This window comes from Aestuariibaculum scopimerae, from assembly GCF_059428085.1.
The window spans coordinates 1,909,069-1,927,237 of the sequence record NZ_CM182089.1 but is presented as its reverse complement, the minus strand read 5'-3'; the positions used below and the strand labels follow the sequence as shown (position 1 = coordinate 1,927,237).

Genomic DNA, 18,169 nt, shown 5'->3' with positions numbered 1-18,169 from the left:
TTTAAACTCCCCCTGATTGCTGCTTTGCGAGCCCTCCCGCTGGCTGGCCCCTTCGCTAAAACAATCCACTGGATTGTTTCTTTACGCTCGCCCCCCCTCTTCGAAAAAGAAGAGGGGAGCCCCATCACGCTTGCTTTGAAATACCGTCGGAGGATGGCAAACTCTTAACTATTCTAAATTCTGAATCCTGAATTCTTAATTCATAATTCATAATTGCTAAGTTGGATGTTGTTTTTTCATAATGTTTGTGTTTTAGTTGGTATATTATTAGTTGCTGAACTAAATTCAGCATGACAAACCAGAGGGCATAGACCTATACCTAACGGACTGTCACGCTGAATTTAGTTCAGCGTCTTTTCTTTTCTTTATTTTCAATGAACGTTTCTTTTTTCTTTTTCTTTACTCGTGCTAGCCGAATGTTTTTCTTTAAAAAGTCTGCACTCAGCTCCTCCCTTTAGTTAAAGGGAGGTGGCCTGCGCCCTAGCGCAGGACGGAGGGTTTGCTCCACAGCTACTTCAACACAATCGTCCGTCCCCGAATTTCATACGTCTGCATTACGCTACCATTCATGATGGCGGTTAATATCTTTTCAATGTCCTGGTTTTTACCTAGGGACCCTATAAACTCGACTTGTTTTAATGTTTCGTTTTCAAACTGTACGTCCATATCGTACCAACGGGATAGGACTTTCATGATGTCTTCGAGGGTCATGTCGTCGAAAATGAATAGGCCTTCGCGCCAGGAGGTGTATGGGTAGGTGTCGACAGTGGTTGTGGTGATTTGGTTGGTGGTTTTGTTTAGGGTGGATTGGGTGTTGGGTTTTAAGATTTGAGTATTGGGTATTGAGTATTGAGACTTCTCAACTGTACTTGGGGTGACAGATACTTTGCCTTCTACTAGGGTGGTAGCTATATTATTTTCGTCTTTATAAGCCTTAATATTAAACTCGGTTCCTAAGACTTCTACTTCCTGGGCGCTATGATGCACTATGAAAGGACTTTTGTCGGGCTGCGACCTTGAAAACTTCGCAGCGCTCGTAACATCAAAATAAACCTCCCCATAAACTAATTCTACTTCACGACTGCGTCCTTCTACAAAGCTTACCGGATATTTTAATTGGGTGTCGGAGTTAAGCCATACTTTGGTGCCATCGGCTAATTCTAATTGATATTGCCCGCCTCTGGGGACAGTCAAGATGTTGATGGTTGGCTGTTGGCCTTTAGCCTTTGGCTCTTGGCTACTTTTTGCCGGGTTGTAAACGAGTTGCTCGCCATTACTGCTGGCGTATGTTGTTTGGTAGCTCGTTCCTTTTTCTAAGACTACGACAGAACCGTCTTCTAGGGCCAAAGTAGCTTGGTTGGTGCCGGGTTCTATTTGGTTATTTACTATGATTGGCCCTTCGACTGCGCTCAGGGTGACATTCGTCTTTATTAAGATGGTGATTGCTGCTATTAGCAAAATGGCTGCGGCTGCGGCATATTTTGCTATGGGTTTAAAACGCGATTGGGGTTTTGGTACTTGGCTAACAAAGGTGTCTCTTTGGGCCAAAAAGGTTTGATAGGCTTTTTCTACATTAAAGGTTTTGGTATTATAGGGGCTGGTATAGTCCCAAAGTTTTACCTGCTCAAAAAAAATAGCCTTATGCTCTGGGCTTTGCTTAACCCACTTTTTTAAGCGGTTGATCTCAAACGCATTGGCCTGATTACTCAGATACTTTTGAATTAATATGATGTCTTTATCAATATTCATTTTATTGAGGTCTTTGTTATATAGACACAGACTTTTTAAAATACCCTGAGTTTTTTTTTTATAATTTAGCAAATATTTTTCTACCGTAAAAAAAACAATTCATATTGGACCAGCCAGATTATAGTATTGAAGCCAACCTGCTAGAAGGCTTAAAAAAAGGGGAAGAATCGAGTTATAATTATATGTTTAACACGTACTACAACAGTGTTTGCATATATGTGGCTAAAATGTGCCAGGACATGTTTTTGGCTGAAGATATTACCCAGGAGGTGTTTATTAATATTTGGCAAAAACGGGAGGATATACATATTAATACGTCTTTAAAAAACTACCTGTACAAGTCGGCCTATTTTTATTTTTTAAATTATTTACGACGCAACAAGCAAAAGGTGGATATGCTGGAGGCCTTAAAATGGTCTATGCTCCTGGATGTAAATACCGAACAGGAGGATGAAGCTGTTTTGGAAGAAAAAATACAAATGATGTACCAGGCTATTGAGGCCCTACCGCCTAAATGCAGGCGCGCTTTTAAACTAAGCCGGTTTGAGAATTTAAAGTACAGGGAAATTGCCGAGGTGATGGGCATTTCTGAAAAAACCGTGGAAACACATATTTCTAAAGCCCTGAGTATTTTGAAAAAAGGGGTGGATGCCACTTGTATTGCCTTGTGGATTGATACACTTTTTTAATTCAGAATTCAGAATTCTGAATTCAGAATTATTTAAACCAACTGGAATACTTAATATAATTATTGGCAATTCTATCTATTTGCCCAGAGATGAGTTCTTGGCTTATATCTTTTATTTTTTTAGCGGGTACACCAGCGTAAATACTGCCTGCTTCTACGTGCGTATTTTGCGTTACTACGGCGCCAGCAGCTATAATACTATTGCTTTCAACAACACAGTCGTCCATAATAATACTACCCATACCTACCAACACATTGTCGTGAATGGTACAACCATGCACAATGGCATTGTGCCCAATAGATACATTATTGCCTATATTGGTGGGTGCGGTTTTATATGTAGCATGAATAACAGCGCCATCTTGTACATTCACTTTATTACCCATTTTTATGTAGTTAACATCCCCACGTATTACCGCATTAAACCAAACGCTGCATTGGGTGCCCATAACCACATCGCCTACAATAGTGGCGTTTTCGGCTATATAACAATCTTCTGATATTTGCGGCATAATGCCGTTTACTGGTTTTATTACTGGCATGATGTAAAGTCTTAATTAACGGCGGGACAATTACAATCGTATGGCTCTCGGCGGCAACCAAAATTGAATCCTAAAGTAAATTGGTGGAAGCCTCCATTGGTGAACACTACCGAATTGCTTTGATAGGTATAATTATAAGCAAACATAAATTTATTATAATTAACGCCTAATATAGGTGTGATTTGTTGCAAACGTTGACTGCTAATGGTTCCTGAACTTGTTTGGTATTGTGCACCATCTAAACTAGCTCTATAGGATAAGCCTGCCCACAATCTTCCAAAATCCATCGTCTTATATACCTTGGCATTAAAGTCTATAGACGACTCTTTCGTGCCATCTTTATACTGGAACATAATGGAAGGTTCGTAGCTCCAGGTACTACCGTATTTACTATACACATACCCTAAAGACAATAGGTAGCGCCTTAAATTACTGGTAATTTCAATATCGTTATTAACCCCGGAATTCTTTAATAGGTTTTTTATGGTACCGTGGGCATAAAAATCTAAATAGTGGTACGAGAACCCAAAGTCTATATTAAAGTTGGTTTCGTTTTGCACAACCCCATCTATAATGGGGTCTGGGCCATCAAACAAAAACGTTGTTTCATCCAATTTATATTGAATAAACCCAGCACTAAGTCCAAACGAAAGCATATTCAAGTCAACCTCTGTTCTAGAAAACATTAAATGGTGGGCATAGGTTAGGTAAGCGCCATTTTGAGAATGGTAACCATTTTTATCATTATACAAAATACCACCTATACCTGATGCCGATTCCCCAATACGGCTATTCACACTTAAGGTCATAAGTTTGGGAGCATCATCATGCCCAAACCATTGTTGACGTGCCGTTAATCTTATTTTAGCACAGTTGGCAGCACCAGCCATAGAAGGGTGAATTAAATAATAATTGTCCGTTAAATAATCTGTATAAATGGGTAGCCCCTCTTGCGAAAATGCCATTTTAATAAACAACACGTTAATTGCAATTATAAAAATAGTTTTTAACTTCATAAAGTTTACTCAGGTAAGTTTGTCTTACACAAACGTATTGATTATTAAAAAATTACATAAAAAAGATAAAGGAAAAGCCCTTTATCTTCAAACTCTTAAAAAGAGGCAACAAAACTCAAATATATGGATATCTAAAGTTTTCTTTTAGTATTTTTGTAAAAAATTAGCTAAAATGAATACTTTCAAGGTTTCTGTGCAAGAAACAACTAATACAGCAATTATAAAATTTGAACTTAATGCGTTTATTACCAAGCATGAAAGTTATGAATTTAACAATATAGATGAAGCCAAAGCATCGCCTTTGGCCCAACAATTATTCTATTTGCCTTTTGTAAAAAAGGTGTATATATCCAGTAACTTTATAGCTGTAGAACGCTACAATATTGTGGAATGGGGCGATGTACAAGATGAAGTGGCCGAACAGATTGAGGCTTACTTAAACGATGGGGGCATTATTATAGAGGAAACCGCACAACCTAAAAAAGTACCCGTTACGGTATATGCCGAAAGTACCCCAAACCCATCGGTAATGAAGTTTGTGGCCAATAAAAAGTTGGTGACTACCTTATTTGAGTTCACATCTATAGATGAAGCCAAACTATCGCCTTTGGCTACAGAACTGTTTCATTTTCCATTTGTTAAGAGTGTGTTTTTTGAAGAGAATTATGTCTCCATTACAAAATATGATGTAGCTGAATGGCAAGATATTACCATACAATTGCGTGAGTTTATTAAAAATTATATTGAAAACGGCAAAGAGATTGTACTTCCTGATGCTGCTGAAAGTTTAAAAAAATCGACGGAACAGGTTGATGCCCATTTTGAATCTTTAGACGATACCTCTAAGGAAATTATAAACATCCTTGAAGAATACGTAAAACCAGCTGTTGCCAGCGATGGTGGCAATATCCAGTTTATTTCCTATGATGCCGAAAGCAAAAACGTAAGTGTTATGTTGCAAGGCGCCTGTAGTGGTTGCCCATCGTCTACTTATACTTTAAAAAGTGGTATTGAAAATATGCTTAAAGAAATGCTTAACGGTAAGGTAGAGACGGTTGAAGCTATTAATGGGTAAATTTAAACCGCTTTGCTGTTAGATATCAGAATAAAGATTGCTGAACAAGCATCCATATTATTTAGTTAAGGGGATTAACTATCTTTGAATTGGTTAACCCTTAAATTAATAGTTATGACTCCCATTACCATCTTTTTTATCGCCCTGGTGGCCTTTGAGCATATTTACTTTTTATTGCTTGAAATGTTTTTTTGGACTAAACCCAAAGGCATAAAAACATTTGGTCTAAAATCAAAAACTTTTGCCGAGGACACCAAGGTTCTTGCTGCAAACCAGGGGTTGTACAATGGATTTTTGGCTGCTGGTTTATTCTTTTCAATTATTCAAAAAGACCAAAGCATCGCTATTTTTTTTCTTGTGTGTGTTACCATTGCAGGTATTTATGGCGCATATTCAACAAAGAAACCCTTACTTTTTTATGTACAGGCACTACCTGCCATTATGGGTTTAATAAGTTGTTACTTTAACAATATTTAACGTTTTTTTCATGGTCTTTACATGAATAAGTTTAATATAGTTAATACTTTTATACTTAATTCAAAACAAATAACACTATGGATTTACAGAATATCGATGCAGAAAAATGGCTTGAATTAGCTACTGAATATGGATTAAAAATTATAGGAGCCATTGCCGTATGGATTATTGGTTCCTTTATTATTAAGCGCATTGTGAAGATGCTCCGTAAAATAATGGCTAAAAGCAATTATGAAGAAAGTCTGGAAAAGTTTTTATTGAATTTAACTGTATGGGGCCTTAAAATACTATTGGTTATTACTATTCTTGGAACACTGGGCGTACCCACCGCTTCTTTTGCTGCTATACTAGCTGCTGCTGGTTTAGCTGTTGGTTTGGCTTTACAAGGTTCTCTTGCCAATTTTGCTGGCGGCGTACTTATCATGATATTTAAACCTTTTAAAATTGGAGATCTCATTGAAGCCCAAGGTGAAATAGGGGGTGTAAAAGAGATTTCTATTTTTACAACCAAGCTAACAGGCCTATCCAATAAAGAAATTATCATTCCCAATGGTGCCCTTTCCAATGGTAATATTGTAAATTATACTACGGAAGGCACACGCCGAGTAGACTTGGTATTTGGAGTAAGTTATGATGCAGATATTAAAACCACTAAGGAAATTTTAATGCATGTTTTAACTTCTAACCCTAAAGTATTACAAACCCCTGAACCTACGGTTAATGTTTTAGAACTGGCCGACAGTTCGGTTAATTTCGCTGTGCGCCCCTGGTGTAATGCAGAAGATTACTGGGAGGTTTACTTTGGTATTACGGAAAGCGCTAAAGAAGCGCTTGATGCTGCAGGCATTGAAATTCCATACCCACACCAAGTGGAAATCCACAAACAAGCATAAGTTTTAAAAAGGCTTTTTAGATTTTAGCGCTATAAAATCCTTTAAATAATAGGGTTCAAAATAGGCGACATCTTCGGTGTCGCTTATTTTATATTTTTCATATGCCAAAGCTCCCATCTCATTAGCTGAGGGAAACTTATTTTCTATAAATACAGCATTGGGGTGGTTAATTAAGGCCTTTGTTTTGTCTACACCATTCCCAACAAAATAAACCTTGCCCTTGTTTAAAAATGTTTTAAAGGCCTGGGCATCTAAAACTTGGGCTTCTATAGCTCTAACTTCTTTATAATTAGAATCAAAAACGGCTGAATAGACTTCCATACGTCTGGCATCCAACATAGGCACAATAACCCCTTCGATTCCCTTAACTTGACAAGCTAATGCTTTTAGCGTAGAAACAGCTATTAATGGTTTATCTAGGGCAAAGCAAAGACCTTTGGCTGCTGAAACTCCAATACGTAAACCTGTATAAGAACCGGGGCCCTTACTTATGGCAATAGCATCTAAATCTTTTGGTGCTACTCCTGCTTCTTTTAAAACGGAATCTATAAATACATGTAAACTTTCGGCATGCGAATAGTTTTTGTTGTTATCTTCTTTTAAAAAGATGGTTTCCCCATCCTTTGAAAGTGCCACAGAGCAGTTTGTGGTAGCCGTTTCTATATTAAGTATTAAAGCCAATTTAATCTGTTAATGATTTTCCCATGTAAAAATCTAAAACTTTTGTCTTAAAAACAAAATCATATTTAGCATTTATTAAAGATGACTGGGCATTTACATAACGTATGCGCGCTTGTTCCAATTCAAAAGCAGTCATACTTCCTATATTAAAGCGCTCCTTGGAATTATTAAATGACAGTTCTTGGGCTGTTAAAGACTTTTTGGCGGCTTCAAAAGCTTTAAATGCGGCCTGGGCATCGGTAAATGCTCGCTGAATATTGGATTCTAAATCTAACTTTGCTTGTTGTAAATCCAATTTCCTGTTTTCCTCTTGGATTAAAGATTTAGCAACCGCTGTTTTATTTTGAAACCTGGAAAAAATGGGGATACTAACATTCAGACTAAAACTATGCCCCTTGTTTTCGTTAATTTGCTGAAAAAAGGAACTGGAGTTGGTTAGGTTTGAAAAATTAGCTCCAGAATTAAACCCATAGCCTAAAGATACGGTTGGTAGATAACCGCCTTTAGCTATTTCGGTACTTATCTCGGCATTTTCAATATTTTTTTCTGCTACTTTAATCTCGTTTCTATTATTTAAGGCAAAATCCAGAACTGGTGTTACGTTAGTGTACAGCAAGGCTTCTGAAGGGCTATCCATTTCTATGGTCTCAACATCAAAGCCTTGGTAAGGTACTTGTAATAATTGTGATAGATTGAGCAATGCCAGGTTAACATTATTTTCGGCCAAAGTCACGCTTTGGGCATCGCTGCTCAAGGTAGCCTCTGTATCATAAATATTGGCTCTAGGTTGTACACCGGCATCTACCAAAGTCTTTACCTGATCCAATTGCTTTTGGCTAAACTCATACTGTGCTTTAGCCGTTTCTAAGTTCTCTTTATTAAATAGTACATTTAAATAGGCATTCACTACATTTAGGGAGATATCATCTTTAATACGTTGCAATTCTAAAGCACTAGTCTCCAAATTAAGTTGAGATTGCTTGTACAAATAGGTGTTTTTAAAACCATCAAATATTGTTTGGGACACATTAATACTAGCATTTGTTGAATGGAATGTTCTATCTACAAAATTACCAGCAAATACTTCAGACTGTCCTAAGCTTAATGATTGTGAAACATTTGCCCTTAACGACGGTAAAAAGTTGCCTTTTGAGGCAATGATGTCCTGCTCGTTGAGCAACAAGGTATTTTCGCCTTTTTTTACGGTAATATTATTTTCTAGGGCATGTGTTACACAGGCTTGCAGCGTCCATGGTTCTTGTTGTGCAAAAACTGTTGCTAACATAAAGAACACGAATACTGTTAAACCATATTTAAGCTGTTGTTCTTTTAAATTAATCACGGTTATTCTCATCTTCATTATCTTTTGAGGCTTTATTCCAAACTTTAATTTTATCACCTAATTTTACACCTTCTATTATTTCAACATTAATCCCATCAGATAACCCTAACACTACATTTTCCTTTCTATATTTATTCTCGCCATCTAATATTTCTACAAAAGGTTTCTCGGAAATTCTATTGTATTGTAATAAAGCTTCCCTAATGGCCAATACACTGTCTTTACTTTCAATATCTATTTCGGCATTGGCACTATAACCTGCCCTAATGTTTTTAGTAGATTCAACTTTTACATCGGCTTTAATGGTAAACTGCACGGCACCATTTTCTTCAATGCCTTTAGGAGCTACAAAAGTTAGTACCGCAGGAAACTCTTTATCGTTGATAGCACCTAAAATAACCTTAATTTCTTTACCCTCATTTATTTTTCCTACTTCGGATTCGTCTACTTTACCTTCAAAAATCATTACACTCATATCGGCAATAGTTGCAATAGTAGTTCCCTCGTTAAAATTATTGCTTTCTATAACTTGATCGCCCTCTCTAACAGGAATTTCTAAAATGGTTCCAGAAATTTGTGCTATAATGTGGGTGTTGGCAGCACTGCCACCAGAAATAGAACCTTGTTTTATAATTTGATAATCGTTTTGTGCTTGCAACAATGACTCTTTAGCCTGGTTGAAAGATAACTCGCTGTTTTCAAAATCCTGTTTCGAAATAACCCCTTTTTCAAACAAAGCCTTGTTTCTATTAAACAAGGTCTGCGCATTGTTATATGACAACTGCGCTGTTTTAATACGGCTACTAGCGCTTGCCAAACTTTGCTCGTTAGGAACCACTCTTATTTTTGCAATAAGGTCGCCTTTTTTAACCAAATCGCCTTCTTCTACAAAAATTTGGTCTACAATCCCCGAAATTTGGGGTTTTAATTCTATTTCCTCTTCGGGATTTAATTTCCCTGTTGCAACGGCTTTAGTGTTTATAGATGTATAAAAAGGCTCTTCCAACTTGAATTCTTCTATAGCCTTTGAATTGGCATCTTTAAAATATTTTAACACAAACATCAATAGTATTATTCCTATTAATAACAAGATAATTTTTACTGTTTTATTCATTTTTTTTTTGATTGTTTATTCTTCTCTTAATGCTTCTATGGGTTTAACGCTGGTTGCCTTAAATGCTGGAATAAGTCCTATTAGTGTTCCTAAAACCACCAATATAACCAAGGCAATAAACACCACTGTAATAGACACAGATGCGTTTACAATAGCTGCTTGGTCTCCTTGCCCAAAAAAGTGGTCTAAGGCAATTAGGATCCATCCCCCGGATATAATTCCTATAATTCCAGCCAATAAGGTTAAAAACACAGCTTCTACTACTATCTGTCTTTTTATTTCAAACGGTGTGGCACCTAATGCACGTCGCAATCCAATTTCCTTAGTACGCTCTTTAACCGTAATCAATAATATGTTGCCTATAGCAAACACGCCTGCTATCAGGGTTGCAATACCTACAAACCAAGTTAAAAACTGCATACCCACTAAAAAACCTGTCATTTTAGAAAACTCTTTCCCTAAGTTAAAACTACCAAAGGCTCGTTTATCTTCTGGGTGAACATCATTTAGATTTTTAAGCAACAGCTTAGTATCCTGTTCTATCTGTTTTATATTGAATTCTGGTTTCCCCGTAATCATCATCCAGCCTATTTTATCACCTCTATTGTAAATTTGCTGAAATGTAGTAAAGGGAATATGAGCATCCGTTGTTGGTCCCATATTAATATTACCAACCTCAAAAACCCCTACAACTTTAAAATTAATATCATTAACTTCTATATATTGTCCTATGGCTTCAGCATCTTTTTTAAATAATTGCTTATATGCATCTTCTGAAATAACGACTACCTTTTTTCTTTCATCTATATCATTTTGATTGATAAACCGCCCATATATTAACTTCTTTTTCTGTAACTGGTCTAACAATGGGTAATCGCCCGCCATTTGAAAGCTTCCTGTTAAAAAGTTTTTGGTTATAGCTACGGTTTGCTGGCTTCTGGGCAATACAAACTCAATACCTTCAACATTTTCTTCAACCTTTTTGGCATCGGACAATGATAACTGTACGCGCTTGCCTTCTTGAAACCCCTTAAATGGCATACTAGTACTTTGCCCCCAAATAAAAACACTATTTGTAGCATAATCTCCAAATAATCTATTAAAGGCATTTTCCAATCCGCGTGCAGATCCCAATAGTCCAATAAGTAACAGGATACCCCACCAAACACCAACCATAGTTAGAATAGACCTAAGTTTATTTTTACTTAAGCTATCTAAAACTTCCTGCCATGTATCTCTATCAAATAAAAATCTAAACATAATTAATCGTCTCTTAAAGCTACGATGGGTTTAATTTGGGAGGCTTTTTTTGCAGGTAAATACCCTGCTATAGTACCTGCTATAATTAATGTAATGGTTGCTCCTACCACTAAACTGTTACTCACTCCAGGATCTTTTATAAAGTATGTCTCTAAACTTGGCCCTACCCATTCCAAAACAGCTACACCCATTAATAACCCTACATACCCTGCTATAGCGGTAATAATGATGGACTCAATTAAAATGATAGACACAATAGATCTTGGTGATGCGCCAAGCGCTTTTCTTATACCTATTTCTTTAGTTCGCTCCTTTACAATAAAAATCATGATGTTACTTATACCCACTATACCAGCAATGAGGGTTCCAAAACCTATTATTAAAATGATGGCGGTTAAACTAGTAGTCATAATATCAACTTGTTTTGTGCCTTGCGCCATGTTGAACATTCTTATGGCCCTTTGATCTGCATTTGCTACTGAAAACCGCTCTTTTAACTTGTCTAAAATAGAATTCCCAAAGGATAGTGCTTCATTTGAATTCATCTCTGGATTGTAGGTTAGATGTAGTAAATCTATAAAATCGTTATTACCATAAATAAATTGTGTTGTAGTTATGGGCATGTAAATAACACTTTCTTCATTATCACCTTCATCATCTGTAAAAACCCCTACAATCTTGTATTGTATACCGTTAAGGTTAATGTATTTTCCAATGGCATTCTCTTTAAAAAACAAATCATCTTCAACAACTTTACCAATTACAACCACTTTTGCCCTATTATCTAAATCATTTTGGTTTAAATAGCGTCCATTTTTTATTATGTTATTTTCTATAAACATATATTCTGGATAAACCCCCCTAAGTTCATACGTATTCTTCTCGCCTTTAAAAGAAGCATTTACATTTTTATTGACCTTAGATGTAATATATTGAACGTCTTCTCCAAATTCGTCCAATATAAATTCTCTGTCTTCATTTTTAAACTGGATTTTCCGTCCTATCTGGAGTCCTTTATGGGCCATGCTTGTTCTTCCTGGAAAAATAACAATGGAATTATTAGCATCGGTCCCAAATGCTTCTTTGAAAGTGTTTTTTAGTCCATTAGCAATACCAAAAAGAATCGCAAACAATAAAATAGCAAATGCTACTGTAAAACCAGATAGTAAACTTCTGGTTCTATTTTTATTGATACTTTGAAATATTTCACGCCAAAGGTCTAAATCAAACATGCTGTTGGGCTCTTACTTGTTTTATGTTTTTATCTTCCATAATAACACCATCGCGCAACCTAACTATACGCTTGCACATATTGGCAATATCTTCTTCATGGGTTACCATTAATATCGTTTTACCTTCATCATTTAACTGTTGAATAAATGCCATGATTTCATATGATGTTGTTGTATCGAGTGCTCCAGTAGGCTCGTCTGCTAAAAGCAGTTTTGGATTCGCAGCTAACGCCCTGGCAATGGCTACACGCTGTTTTTGCCCACCTGAGAGTTCTTTGGGTAAATGGTGTGACCAATCAGCTAATCCTACTTTTTGTAAATGGAACATCGCTAATTCTTGACGTGCTTTACGTTTCATTCCTTGATAATACAATGGAAGTGCCACATTTTCGAGAGCTGTCTTGTAATTAATCAAATTAAACGATTGGAAGATAAATCCTAAAAACTTGTTTCTGTAAACGGCAGCTTTCTTTTCGGTAAGATTTTTAATTTGCAGACCATCCAATATATACTCGCCCGAATCGGCCTCATCCAGCATGCCTATAATATTAAGTAGTGTAGATTTTCCTGAACCTGAGGATCCCATAATGGCAACCATTTCGCCATCTTGAACTTTAAGATTGATTCCTTTTAATACGTGTAAACTAGAATCCCCTATAGGATATGATTTATGTAATTGATGAATTTCCAGCATTATTGATAGGTTATGGATTCTGTAAAGCTTTTCACATTAGACTTTAAAGACAAAGAAAAGTTACAAACAGTGTTAAAAAAAAATTTTATTATTATTTTAACTAGATGCCTGCTTTATAAAACTTCCTATAAATAAAATAGGCTATACCTGCAATTAATATATAAGGTATGGCCATTAAATATACAATACCATCATTTATGCCCTGGGCTGCATTTTGGCCTTCTTCACTCTCCAACACAGCGCGACACATAGCACATTGTGCGTTGGTTTCTAAAAAGAAGAGCCCCATAAAAACCAAACCATATATGTTAGGCTTCTTTTTAAGCATAATAAGGAGCTATCATGATATAAACCACAACACCCGAAATGGTAACATACAACCATAGGGGAAATGTGATTTTGGCAATTTTTTTATGCTTAACTATGTTATTGGTTATGGCCCGTACATAAGTAATAAGCACAAACGGAATAATAATAATAGACATAAGGATGTGCGTTACCAAAACAAAATAATAAACATACTTAACAAGGCCCTCTTCTCCAAACTTAGTAGAATCGCTCGTCATGTGGTAAGCTACATACATTAATAAAAACATAACGGATAAAACAATAGCAAAAGTCATGAGCCGTTCATGCAATTTTATTTTTTTATTTTGGATAGCTATAAATGCTAATACCAACACCAAAGCTGTTATGGCATTGATAGTCGCATAAATAGGTGGTAAAAATACAGGCAGGGTAACATCTACTTTTACCCCAAACAATATGGCAACCACTACGGGTATTGCAACAGATAATACAACGATGAGCTTGTTGTACTTTTTATCATCTAAAACCTCTTTTGTATTATTCATTTAGTAATATTTTAATATCTTCTTTTAGCGCGCTTATTTCTTCAGGGGTCCCATCGTCGTCTACTTTTTCAAATTCTGAAACAATCCCTTTGTAATAAATAATTGGGTTTCCATAAGTATCTTTTCTAGAACGAATAAAACCATTTTTATCTATTAATGCAAAGTTTCCTGAATGTTCAAATCCCCCTGCCGCTGATGCTTCTTGTGCTGTGTACAAATTAAATCCTTCATTGGACAACTTATAAATGGTTTCCTTGTCGCCTGTCATAAAATGCCAATTTGGATTGGTTACACCATATTGGTCTGCATAGGCTTTAAGGATTTCTGGGGTATCGTATTCTGGGTTTATAGTAAAGGAAGCTATACCAAAATTGGACTCTCCTTTAAAGGCATTTTGAATTTGAATAAGATTAGCGTTCATTCTAGGACAAATGGTAGGACAGCTTGTAAAAAAGAACTCGATAACATATACTTTACCTTCATAATCTTTATTGGTTATTGTTTTACCGTTTTGATTGGTAAAAGAAAATGCCGGTACTTTTTTGGGTTCGTTATTAATTTCTATAAATGCCAATGCTTTTCCAGATGGGGTTTTAGTGTTCGCATAATCACTTCTACTTTCTTCCCTAACCACATCGTTATTGGAAATCCTATCTATAATTTCAGGAATGAAAATAATGCCAAATACTAAAATAACAAAGGCAATACCTATATATGAATAATTAGTTTTCTTCATGACTGCTATTTAAATTGTTTGCTCTTCTGGTGGACGAATCAAACTCTCCTTTTCGTTTTTGGCGGTACTCTGTAAACAAAATACGTAAGTCGTCACTCATTTTGTTTTTTATTTCGGCCACTTCTATACAGTTATAAGCATAAAGCCTATAGCTGGGTTTGTTCTTTTCTATTTCTTTATCGGTCCTATCGTCTAAACGCCCTCTTTGGTACAAATCCTTATCAATTATAAAAATACTATTTGTTGATAAATCTTGGTTAATAGCTGCATTACATTGCAAACTGCTGTAAACGTTTTGAATTTGACCTGGCGTTCCATAAACGAAATGCCAAAATCTAATATCTTCGTATGAGCTTATTTCTTTTTTAAGTGTTTCTACGGCCTCTTGTGTGCCATCGGGCACTAAAATTACAATTTGAAAGGTTTTAAAACCCTTAAACTTATCGTAAACCAGCTCTTTAAGATTTGATGCCGCAATAAGGTTCTCCATTGGGTTATGCCCTAAAAACCCCAGAACAGTAATGTGGTCTTTTAAAAGCACTGGTTTTTCTGAATTGGAGTTAAAACCCTCCAATTCCAAGACCGATTCATCTACAATATCCAGTGGTGTATAGTGGTGTGTTGCAGGATATAAAAACAATAGAAATGTTACTGGCAGAAAGAACAAAATTCCCAACACCAAATACCGACTAAGCTTTTTATAATTCATTAAATCCGTTGCTTTCTATTGTAAGTGCAAAAATAAAAAAAGGCGATTTAAAAACCGCCTTAATATGTCTATTTAACTAAATTATAATTCTTAAAAATCTCTTTTAATATAACCTTCATCATATACATTGAACACATAACCGCCCTCTTGCAATAAGATAAATATTAAATATATAATTAAAAAGATGGCTGTCCATACAACCATACGTCTTAAAGCTCTGGTTTCGTCGCGCATGTGCATGAAGTCCCAAGTAATATAATAGGCTTTTACAAGGGTTAATGCAATGAAAATCCAATTAAGCGCTTTCATACCCAATACTTTACCCATTAAAGTTTCTGGTTTATAAATACCTAATACAACTTCAACAGCAGTTACTATAGTCAAGAAGACTAAAACGCCCCAGATTTTTTGTGTGTTGGACTTAAATTTAAGTAATCCTCTAAATATTTCTAATTTATGTTCGTGTGCCATTTTAAAACGCTATTTTTTCAATTATACCAAGTAGAAGAATGTGAATACAAATACCCAAACTAAATCTACAAAGTGCCAATATAATCCAACTTTCTCTACCATTTCGTAACTTTTACGTCTCTCATAGGTGCCCAATACCACATTAAAGAAAATAATGATATTGATAATAACTCCTGAAAATACGTGGAACCCGTGGAATCCGGTGATGAAGAAAAAGAAGTCTGCAAACAATGGCGAACCATATTCGTTTACGTGCAAGTTGGCGCCTTCTACAACCAATTTACCATTTTCCTTTAATTGCTTTAAGGATTCTTCTCTTGACAACACTGTTTTATGACCGTGCTCTGTAAGCAACTGTGTTCTTACTAAAATATCTTCATTGGCTTCTAAACCGTTTACAACTTCTTGAACTGTATAAGTTGGTAGTGTACCTTCACTCATAAACCAAATACCACTTTTACGCTCTTGGCGCACACGTTCATGCGGTTCGGCAACGGCAAAATCACGCAATGCAACACGATGCCCTTCGGTATCAACAAACTGTAGTATGTTACCCCCTTTAGTTTGTACAGCGCCGTAATCGCCTTTTATAAATGTTGCCCATTCCCATGCTTGGGAACCAACGAATATTAACCCTCCTATGATGGTTAAGAACATGTATAGGGTTACTTTTGACTTGTTTAAATGATGCCCAGCATCTACTGCCAACACCATGGTTACAGATGACATGATAAGGATAAACGTCATAAACGCCACATAGATCATGGGTAACTCTTGCCCATGTAAAAAGGGTACGTGTGTAAATACCTCATCGGCTATGGGCCATGCATCAATAAATTTAAATCTTGAAAATCCGTAGGCTGCTAAAAACCCAGAAAACGTTAACGCATCTGAAACGATGAAAAACCACATCATCATTTTACCATAACTTGCCTTAAGCGGTTGGCTACCCCCTCCCCAAGCTTTACCTTCTGTTCCAGTAGTTACAACTGTAGTACTCATATATGTTGGTTGTTTATAAAAAGTTGCACAAAAATAATCATTTTATTCATGTAATGAAACATCCCTTACTAAATTATATACACTCTAAATAAAAGTCTTATGGGGATGGTACATAAGACCTTAAAAATCACCTGATAAAATATAAAAACAAAAAGAGATATACCCACAGTATATCTACAAAGTGCCAAAAGGTTGCTGCCAACTCAAATCCCAGCATATTGGTGGCATTGTATTTTTGTTTGAAATGCTTATAGATTACCACCAACAAACAAATAAGCCCCACTACAACGTGTAAAATGTGCACCATGGCTATTAAATAAATATAAGACATCGTTACATTACTGGTAGGACCCGTAAAATTATACCCTAAATCTATGATTTGCTGAAACCCAGAAAATTGATTGAAAATAAATACCACCCCCAGGGCCAAGGTTACAAATAACCATAGTGATGCGCCTTGCCTTTTACCTGTCTTTAAAGCATTTTTTGCCAACAAAAGCGTGGCACTACTTATTATGATGACCACTGTACTGATTAAAAAGGCCTCTGGCAATTGGAAGTCCTTTAACCAATCTGGCCTAGAACTACTAACCACGAAAGCGCTGGTCCAGCCTGCAAACGACATGATGAGTGAAATAATACCAAACCAGAGCATCATTTTCTTTGCTCGGTTGTGTTTTTCTTCTGGAGTTCCTTGAGTTAAATCCATGGTTATCTTATAAATTTATCTATCACATAAACGATTTGCACCAATGTAATATATGTTACACTTATTAACATAAGCTGTTTAGCTGCTTTTTCAGTCATTTTTTTAAACAGTTGCACAGCATAGTGCAACATGCCCAAACCTAATATAAATACAATAATGGCAGCAAGGACAGACAGTTTTAGAGCTCCTGTAAACCCAAAAACGGGAATGATGGAAACCAATATGGTCCAAATGGTATACATAATGGTCTGCACAGCTGTACCTCGATCTTGTTTCCCTGTTGGCAACATATAAAATCCGCCTTTTTTATAATCTTCAAACAGAAACCAGCCAATGGCCCAAAAATGGGGAAACTGCCAAAAAAACTGCAATGCAAACAAGGTACCCGGCTCAATACCAAAATCGTCTGTAGCAGCCACCCATCCCAACATAAAGGGAATAGCCCCAGGAATAGCACCCACAAAAACGGCCAATGGTGTTTTGGTCTTTAGCGGTGTGTAAACACATGTATACAGAAAAATGGATATAGCTCCAAACATGGCTGTCTGTTTGTTTATGGTATACAAAATAATGACCCCCAACAAAGTAAAAACAGATGCAATGATGAATGCGGTTGTAACAGACATACGTCCTGCCGGAATGGGGCGGTTCTTGGTACGGTTCATTAACGCGTCTAAATCCTTTTCTATAATCTGATTAAATGCGTTGGAAGCTCCAACCATAAAGTACCCACCTAGAGCCAACAAAACAAGCGTTTTAAAATCAACTACATCAACTCCCAGAAGATAACCCGCCAATGATGAAAATACCACGCTCAAGGCTAGGCGCATTTTTGTGATTTCTTTAAAATCTGAAATAACAGAAGGTGCTGTTAATGAAGTTTTTGAGTTGCCCAATATATTATGTACTTACTAGCTTTTGTATT

21 protein-coding genes are annotated in these 18,169 nt (G+C 36.3%); 4 read left to right on the top strand and 17 right to left on the bottom strand.

Annotated elements, in window-relative coordinates; all coding sequences use genetic code 11:
• Window positions 1-510 precede the first annotated feature (510 nt).
• On the bottom strand, window positions 511-1,749 hold the full coding sequence (locus tag AC5SR4_RS08340; RefSeq protein ID WP_495359078.1) for a FecR family protein: 1,239 nt from the start codon (window positions 1,747-1,749) through the stop codon (window positions 511-513).
• A gap of 104 nt (window positions 1,750-1,853) precedes the next feature.
• Here AC5SR4_RS08340 and AC5SR4_RS08335 point away from each other — a divergent pair, with 104 nt between their 5' ends.
• Window positions 1,854-2,438, top strand: a complete 585-nt coding sequence (locus tag AC5SR4_RS08335) for an RNA polymerase sigma factor (protein WP_495359077.1) — start codon at window positions 1,854-1,856, stop codon at window positions 2,436-2,438.
• A 28-nt stretch (window positions 2,439-2,466) separates the two neighbouring features.
• On the opposite strand, the gene AC5SR4_RS08330 is transcribed toward AC5SR4_RS08335, so the two are convergent.
• Both AC5SR4_RS08330 and AC5SR4_RS08325 read right to left on the bottom strand, forming a co-directional pair.
• Window positions 2,467-2,979, bottom strand: a complete 513-nt coding sequence (locus tag AC5SR4_RS08330; RefSeq protein WP_495359076.1) for a gamma carbonic anhydrase family protein — start codon at window positions 2,977-2,979, stop codon at window positions 2,467-2,469.
• Between the two features lie 11 nt (window positions 2,980-2,990).
• Window positions 2,991-3,995 carry a PorP/SprF family type IX secretion system membrane protein gene (locus AC5SR4_RS08325; protein WP_495359075.1) on the bottom strand — a complete coding sequence of 335 codons (1,005 nt, stop codon included), beginning with the start codon at window positions 3,993-3,995 and terminating at the stop codon, window positions 2,991-2,993.
• Between the two features lie 172 nt (window positions 3,996-4,167).
• On the opposite strand from AC5SR4_RS08325, the gene AC5SR4_RS08320 reads away from it, so the two are divergent.
• The 3 genes from AC5SR4_RS08320 to AC5SR4_RS08310 all read left to right on the top strand — a co-directional run bounded on the left by AC5SR4_RS08320 (window position 4,168) and on the right by AC5SR4_RS08310 (window position 6,440).
• Window positions 4,168-5,070, top strand: coding sequence for a NifU family protein (locus AC5SR4_RS08320; protein WP_495359074.1), 903 nt, complete (start codon window positions 4,168-4,170; stop codon window positions 5,068-5,070).
• A 114-nt stretch (window positions 5,071-5,184) separates the two neighbouring features.
• Window positions 5,185-5,547: a DUF1304 domain-containing protein gene (locus tag AC5SR4_RS08315; protein ID WP_495359073.1), complete on the top strand. Its 363-nt coding sequence runs from the start codon at window positions 5,185-5,187 to the stop codon at window positions 5,545-5,547.
• 77 nt (window positions 5,548-5,624) lie between these two features.
• On the top strand, window positions 5,625-6,440 hold the full coding sequence (locus AC5SR4_RS08310) for a mechanosensitive ion channel family protein (protein ID WP_495359072.1): 816 nt from the start codon (window positions 5,625-5,627) through the stop codon (window positions 6,438-6,440).
• Window positions 6,441-6,443: 3 nt separating this feature from the next.
• Here the strand turns inward: AC5SR4_RS08310 and tsaB are convergent, their stop codons facing one another.
• From tsaB to cyoE, 14 genes are all read right to left on the bottom strand, one after another.
• Window positions 6,444-7,121 (bottom strand): tRNA (adenosine(37)-N6)-threonylcarbamoyltransferase complex dimerization subunit type 1 TsaB, encoded by a 678-nt coding sequence (gene tsaB / locus AC5SR4_RS08305; RefSeq protein ID WP_495359071.1) that lies wholly within the window; start codon window positions 7,119-7,121, stop codon window positions 6,444-6,446.
• Window position 7,122: 1 nt separating this feature from the next.
• The gene (locus AC5SR4_RS08300; protein WP_495359070.1) at window positions 7,123-8,481 is read right to left on the bottom strand and encodes a TolC family protein; all 1,359 of its coding nucleotides are present in this window, start codon (window positions 8,479-8,481) and stop codon (window positions 7,123-7,125) included.
• Complete coding sequence (locus AC5SR4_RS08295; protein WP_495359069.1) at window positions 8,456-9,577, bottom strand: efflux RND transporter periplasmic adaptor subunit; 1,122 nt, start codon at window positions 9,575-9,577, stop codon at window positions 8,456-8,458. Before AC5SR4_RS08295 ends, AC5SR4_RS08300 begins: the two co-directional genes overlap by 26 nt.
• Before the next feature lie 15 nt (window positions 9,578-9,592).
• The gene (locus tag AC5SR4_RS08290) at window positions 9,593-10,837 is read right to left on the bottom strand and encodes an ABC transporter permease (RefSeq protein WP_495359068.1); all 1,245 of its coding nucleotides are present in this window, start codon (window positions 10,835-10,837) and stop codon (window positions 9,593-9,595) included.
• Between the two features lie 2 nt (window positions 10,838-10,839).
• Window positions 10,840-12,069, bottom strand: a complete 1,230-nt coding sequence (locus AC5SR4_RS08285; RefSeq protein WP_495359067.1) for an ABC transporter permease — start codon at window positions 12,067-12,069, stop codon at window positions 10,840-10,842.
• Complete coding sequence (locus AC5SR4_RS08280; RefSeq protein ID WP_495359066.1) at window positions 12,062-12,763, bottom strand: ABC transporter ATP-binding protein; 702 nt, start codon at window positions 12,761-12,763, stop codon at window positions 12,062-12,064. The genes AC5SR4_RS08285 and AC5SR4_RS08280 overlap by 8 nt, the downstream gene beginning before the upstream one ends.
• A 100-nt stretch (window positions 12,764-12,863) precedes the next feature.
• On the bottom strand, window positions 12,864-13,091 hold the full coding sequence (locus AC5SR4_RS08275) for a hypothetical protein (protein ID WP_495359065.1): 228 nt from the start codon (window positions 13,089-13,091) through the stop codon (window positions 12,864-12,866).
• Window positions 13,084-13,617 (bottom strand): DUF420 domain-containing protein, encoded by a 534-nt coding sequence (locus AC5SR4_RS08270; RefSeq protein WP_495359064.1) that lies wholly within the window; start codon window positions 13,615-13,617, stop codon window positions 13,084-13,086. The genes AC5SR4_RS08275 and AC5SR4_RS08270 overlap by 8 nt, the downstream gene beginning before the upstream one ends.
• Window positions 13,610-14,353 carry an SCO family protein gene (locus AC5SR4_RS08265; RefSeq protein ID WP_495359063.1) on the bottom strand — a complete coding sequence of 248 codons (744 nt, stop codon included), beginning with the start codon at window positions 14,351-14,353 and terminating at the stop codon, window positions 13,610-13,612. Before AC5SR4_RS08265 ends, AC5SR4_RS08270 begins: the two co-directional genes overlap by 8 nt.
• Window positions 14,340-15,062, bottom strand: a complete 723-nt coding sequence (locus tag AC5SR4_RS08260; RefSeq protein ID WP_495359062.1) for a hypothetical protein — start codon at window positions 15,060-15,062, stop codon at window positions 14,340-14,342. The genes AC5SR4_RS08265 and AC5SR4_RS08260 overlap by 14 nt, the downstream gene beginning before the upstream one ends.
• Before the next feature lie 90 nt (window positions 15,063-15,152).
• Window positions 15,153-15,533 (bottom strand): cytochrome C oxidase subunit IV family protein, encoded by a 381-nt coding sequence (locus AC5SR4_RS08255; RefSeq protein ID WP_495359061.1) that lies wholly within the window; start codon window positions 15,531-15,533, stop codon window positions 15,153-15,155.
• A gap of 21 nt (window positions 15,534-15,554) precedes the next feature.
• Window positions 15,555-16,535, bottom strand: a complete 981-nt coding sequence (locus tag AC5SR4_RS08250; RefSeq protein WP_495359060.1) for a cytochrome c oxidase subunit 3 — start codon at window positions 16,533-16,535, stop codon at window positions 15,555-15,557.
• Between the two features lie 127 nt (window positions 16,536-16,662).
• Window positions 16,663-17,244, bottom strand: coding sequence for a cytochrome c oxidase subunit 3 (locus AC5SR4_RS08245; RefSeq protein WP_495359059.1), 582 nt, complete (start codon window positions 17,242-17,244; stop codon window positions 16,663-16,665).
• Window positions 17,245-17,246: 2 nt separating this feature from the next.
• Window positions 17,247-18,140, bottom strand: a complete 894-nt coding sequence (cyoE, locus tag AC5SR4_RS08240; protein ID WP_495359058.1) for a heme o synthase — start codon at window positions 18,138-18,140, stop codon at window positions 17,247-17,249.
• Between the last annotated feature and the right edge of the window lie 29 nt (window positions 18,141-18,169).

Bases quoted from the DNA above. Each gene is read 5' to 3' on its own strand.
- AC5SR4_RS08340 (WP_495359078.1), bottom strand. From the start codon at position 1,749: ATGAATATTGATAAAGACATCATATTAATTCAAAAGTATCTGAGTAAT.
- AC5SR4_RS08330 (WP_495359076.1), bottom strand. From the start codon at position 2,979: ATGCCAGTAATAAAACCAGTAAACGGCATTATGCCGCAAATATCAGAA.
- AC5SR4_RS08325 (WP_495359075.1), bottom strand. From the start codon at position 3,995: ATGAAGTTAAAAACTATTTTTATAATTGCAATTAACGTGTTGTTTATT.
- AC5SR4_RS08320 (WP_495359074.1), top strand. From the start codon at position 4,168: ATGAATACTTTCAAGGTTTCTGTGCAAGAAACAACTAATACAGCAATT.
- AC5SR4_RS08315 (WP_495359073.1), top strand. From the start codon at position 5,185: ATGACTCCCATTACCATCTTTTTTATCGCCCTGGTGGCCTTTGAGCAT.
- AC5SR4_RS08310 (WP_495359072.1), top strand. From the start codon at position 5,625: ATGGATTTACAGAATATCGATGCAGAAAAATGGCTTGAATTAGCTACT.
- AC5SR4_RS08300 (WP_495359070.1), bottom strand. From the start codon at position 8,481: ATGAAGATGAGAATAACCGTGATTAATTTAAAAGAACAACAGCTTAAA.
- AC5SR4_RS08295 (WP_495359069.1), bottom strand. From the start codon at position 9,577: ATGAATAAAACAGTAAAAATTATCTTGTTATTAATAGGAATAATACTA.
- AC5SR4_RS08290 (WP_495359068.1), bottom strand. From the start codon at position 10,837: ATGTTTAGATTTTTATTTGATAGAGATACATGGCAGGAAGTTTTAGAT.
- AC5SR4_RS08285 (WP_495359067.1), bottom strand. From the start codon at position 12,069: ATGTTTGATTTAGACCTTTGGCGTGAAATATTTCAAAGTATCAATAAA.
- AC5SR4_RS08280 (WP_495359066.1), bottom strand. From the start codon at position 12,763: ATGCTGGAAATTCATCAATTACATAAATCATATCCTATAGGGGATTCT.
- AC5SR4_RS08275 (WP_495359065.1), bottom strand. From the start codon at position 13,091: ATGCTTAAAAAGAAGCCTAACATATATGGTTTGGTTTTTATGGGGCTC.
- AC5SR4_RS08270 (WP_495359064.1), bottom strand. From the start codon at position 13,617: ATGAATAATACAAAAGAGGTTTTAGATGATAAAAAGTACAACAAGCTC.
- AC5SR4_RS08265 (WP_495359063.1), bottom strand. From the start codon at position 14,353: ATGAAGAAAACTAATTATTCATATATAGGTATTGCCTTTGTTATTTTA.
- AC5SR4_RS08260 (WP_495359062.1), bottom strand. From the start codon at position 15,062: ATGAATTATAAAAAGCTTAGTCGGTATTTGGTGTTGGGAATTTTGTTC.
- AC5SR4_RS08255 (WP_495359061.1), bottom strand. From the start codon at position 15,533: ATGGCACACGAACATAAATTAGAAATATTTAGAGGATTACTTAAATTT.
- AC5SR4_RS08250 (WP_495359060.1), bottom strand. From the start codon at position 16,535: ATGAGTACTACAGTTGTAACTACTGGAACAGAAGGTAAAGCTTGGGGA.
- AC5SR4_RS08245 (WP_495359059.1), bottom strand. From the start codon at position 17,244: ATGGATTTAACTCAAGGAACTCCAGAAGAAAAACACAACCGAGCAAAG.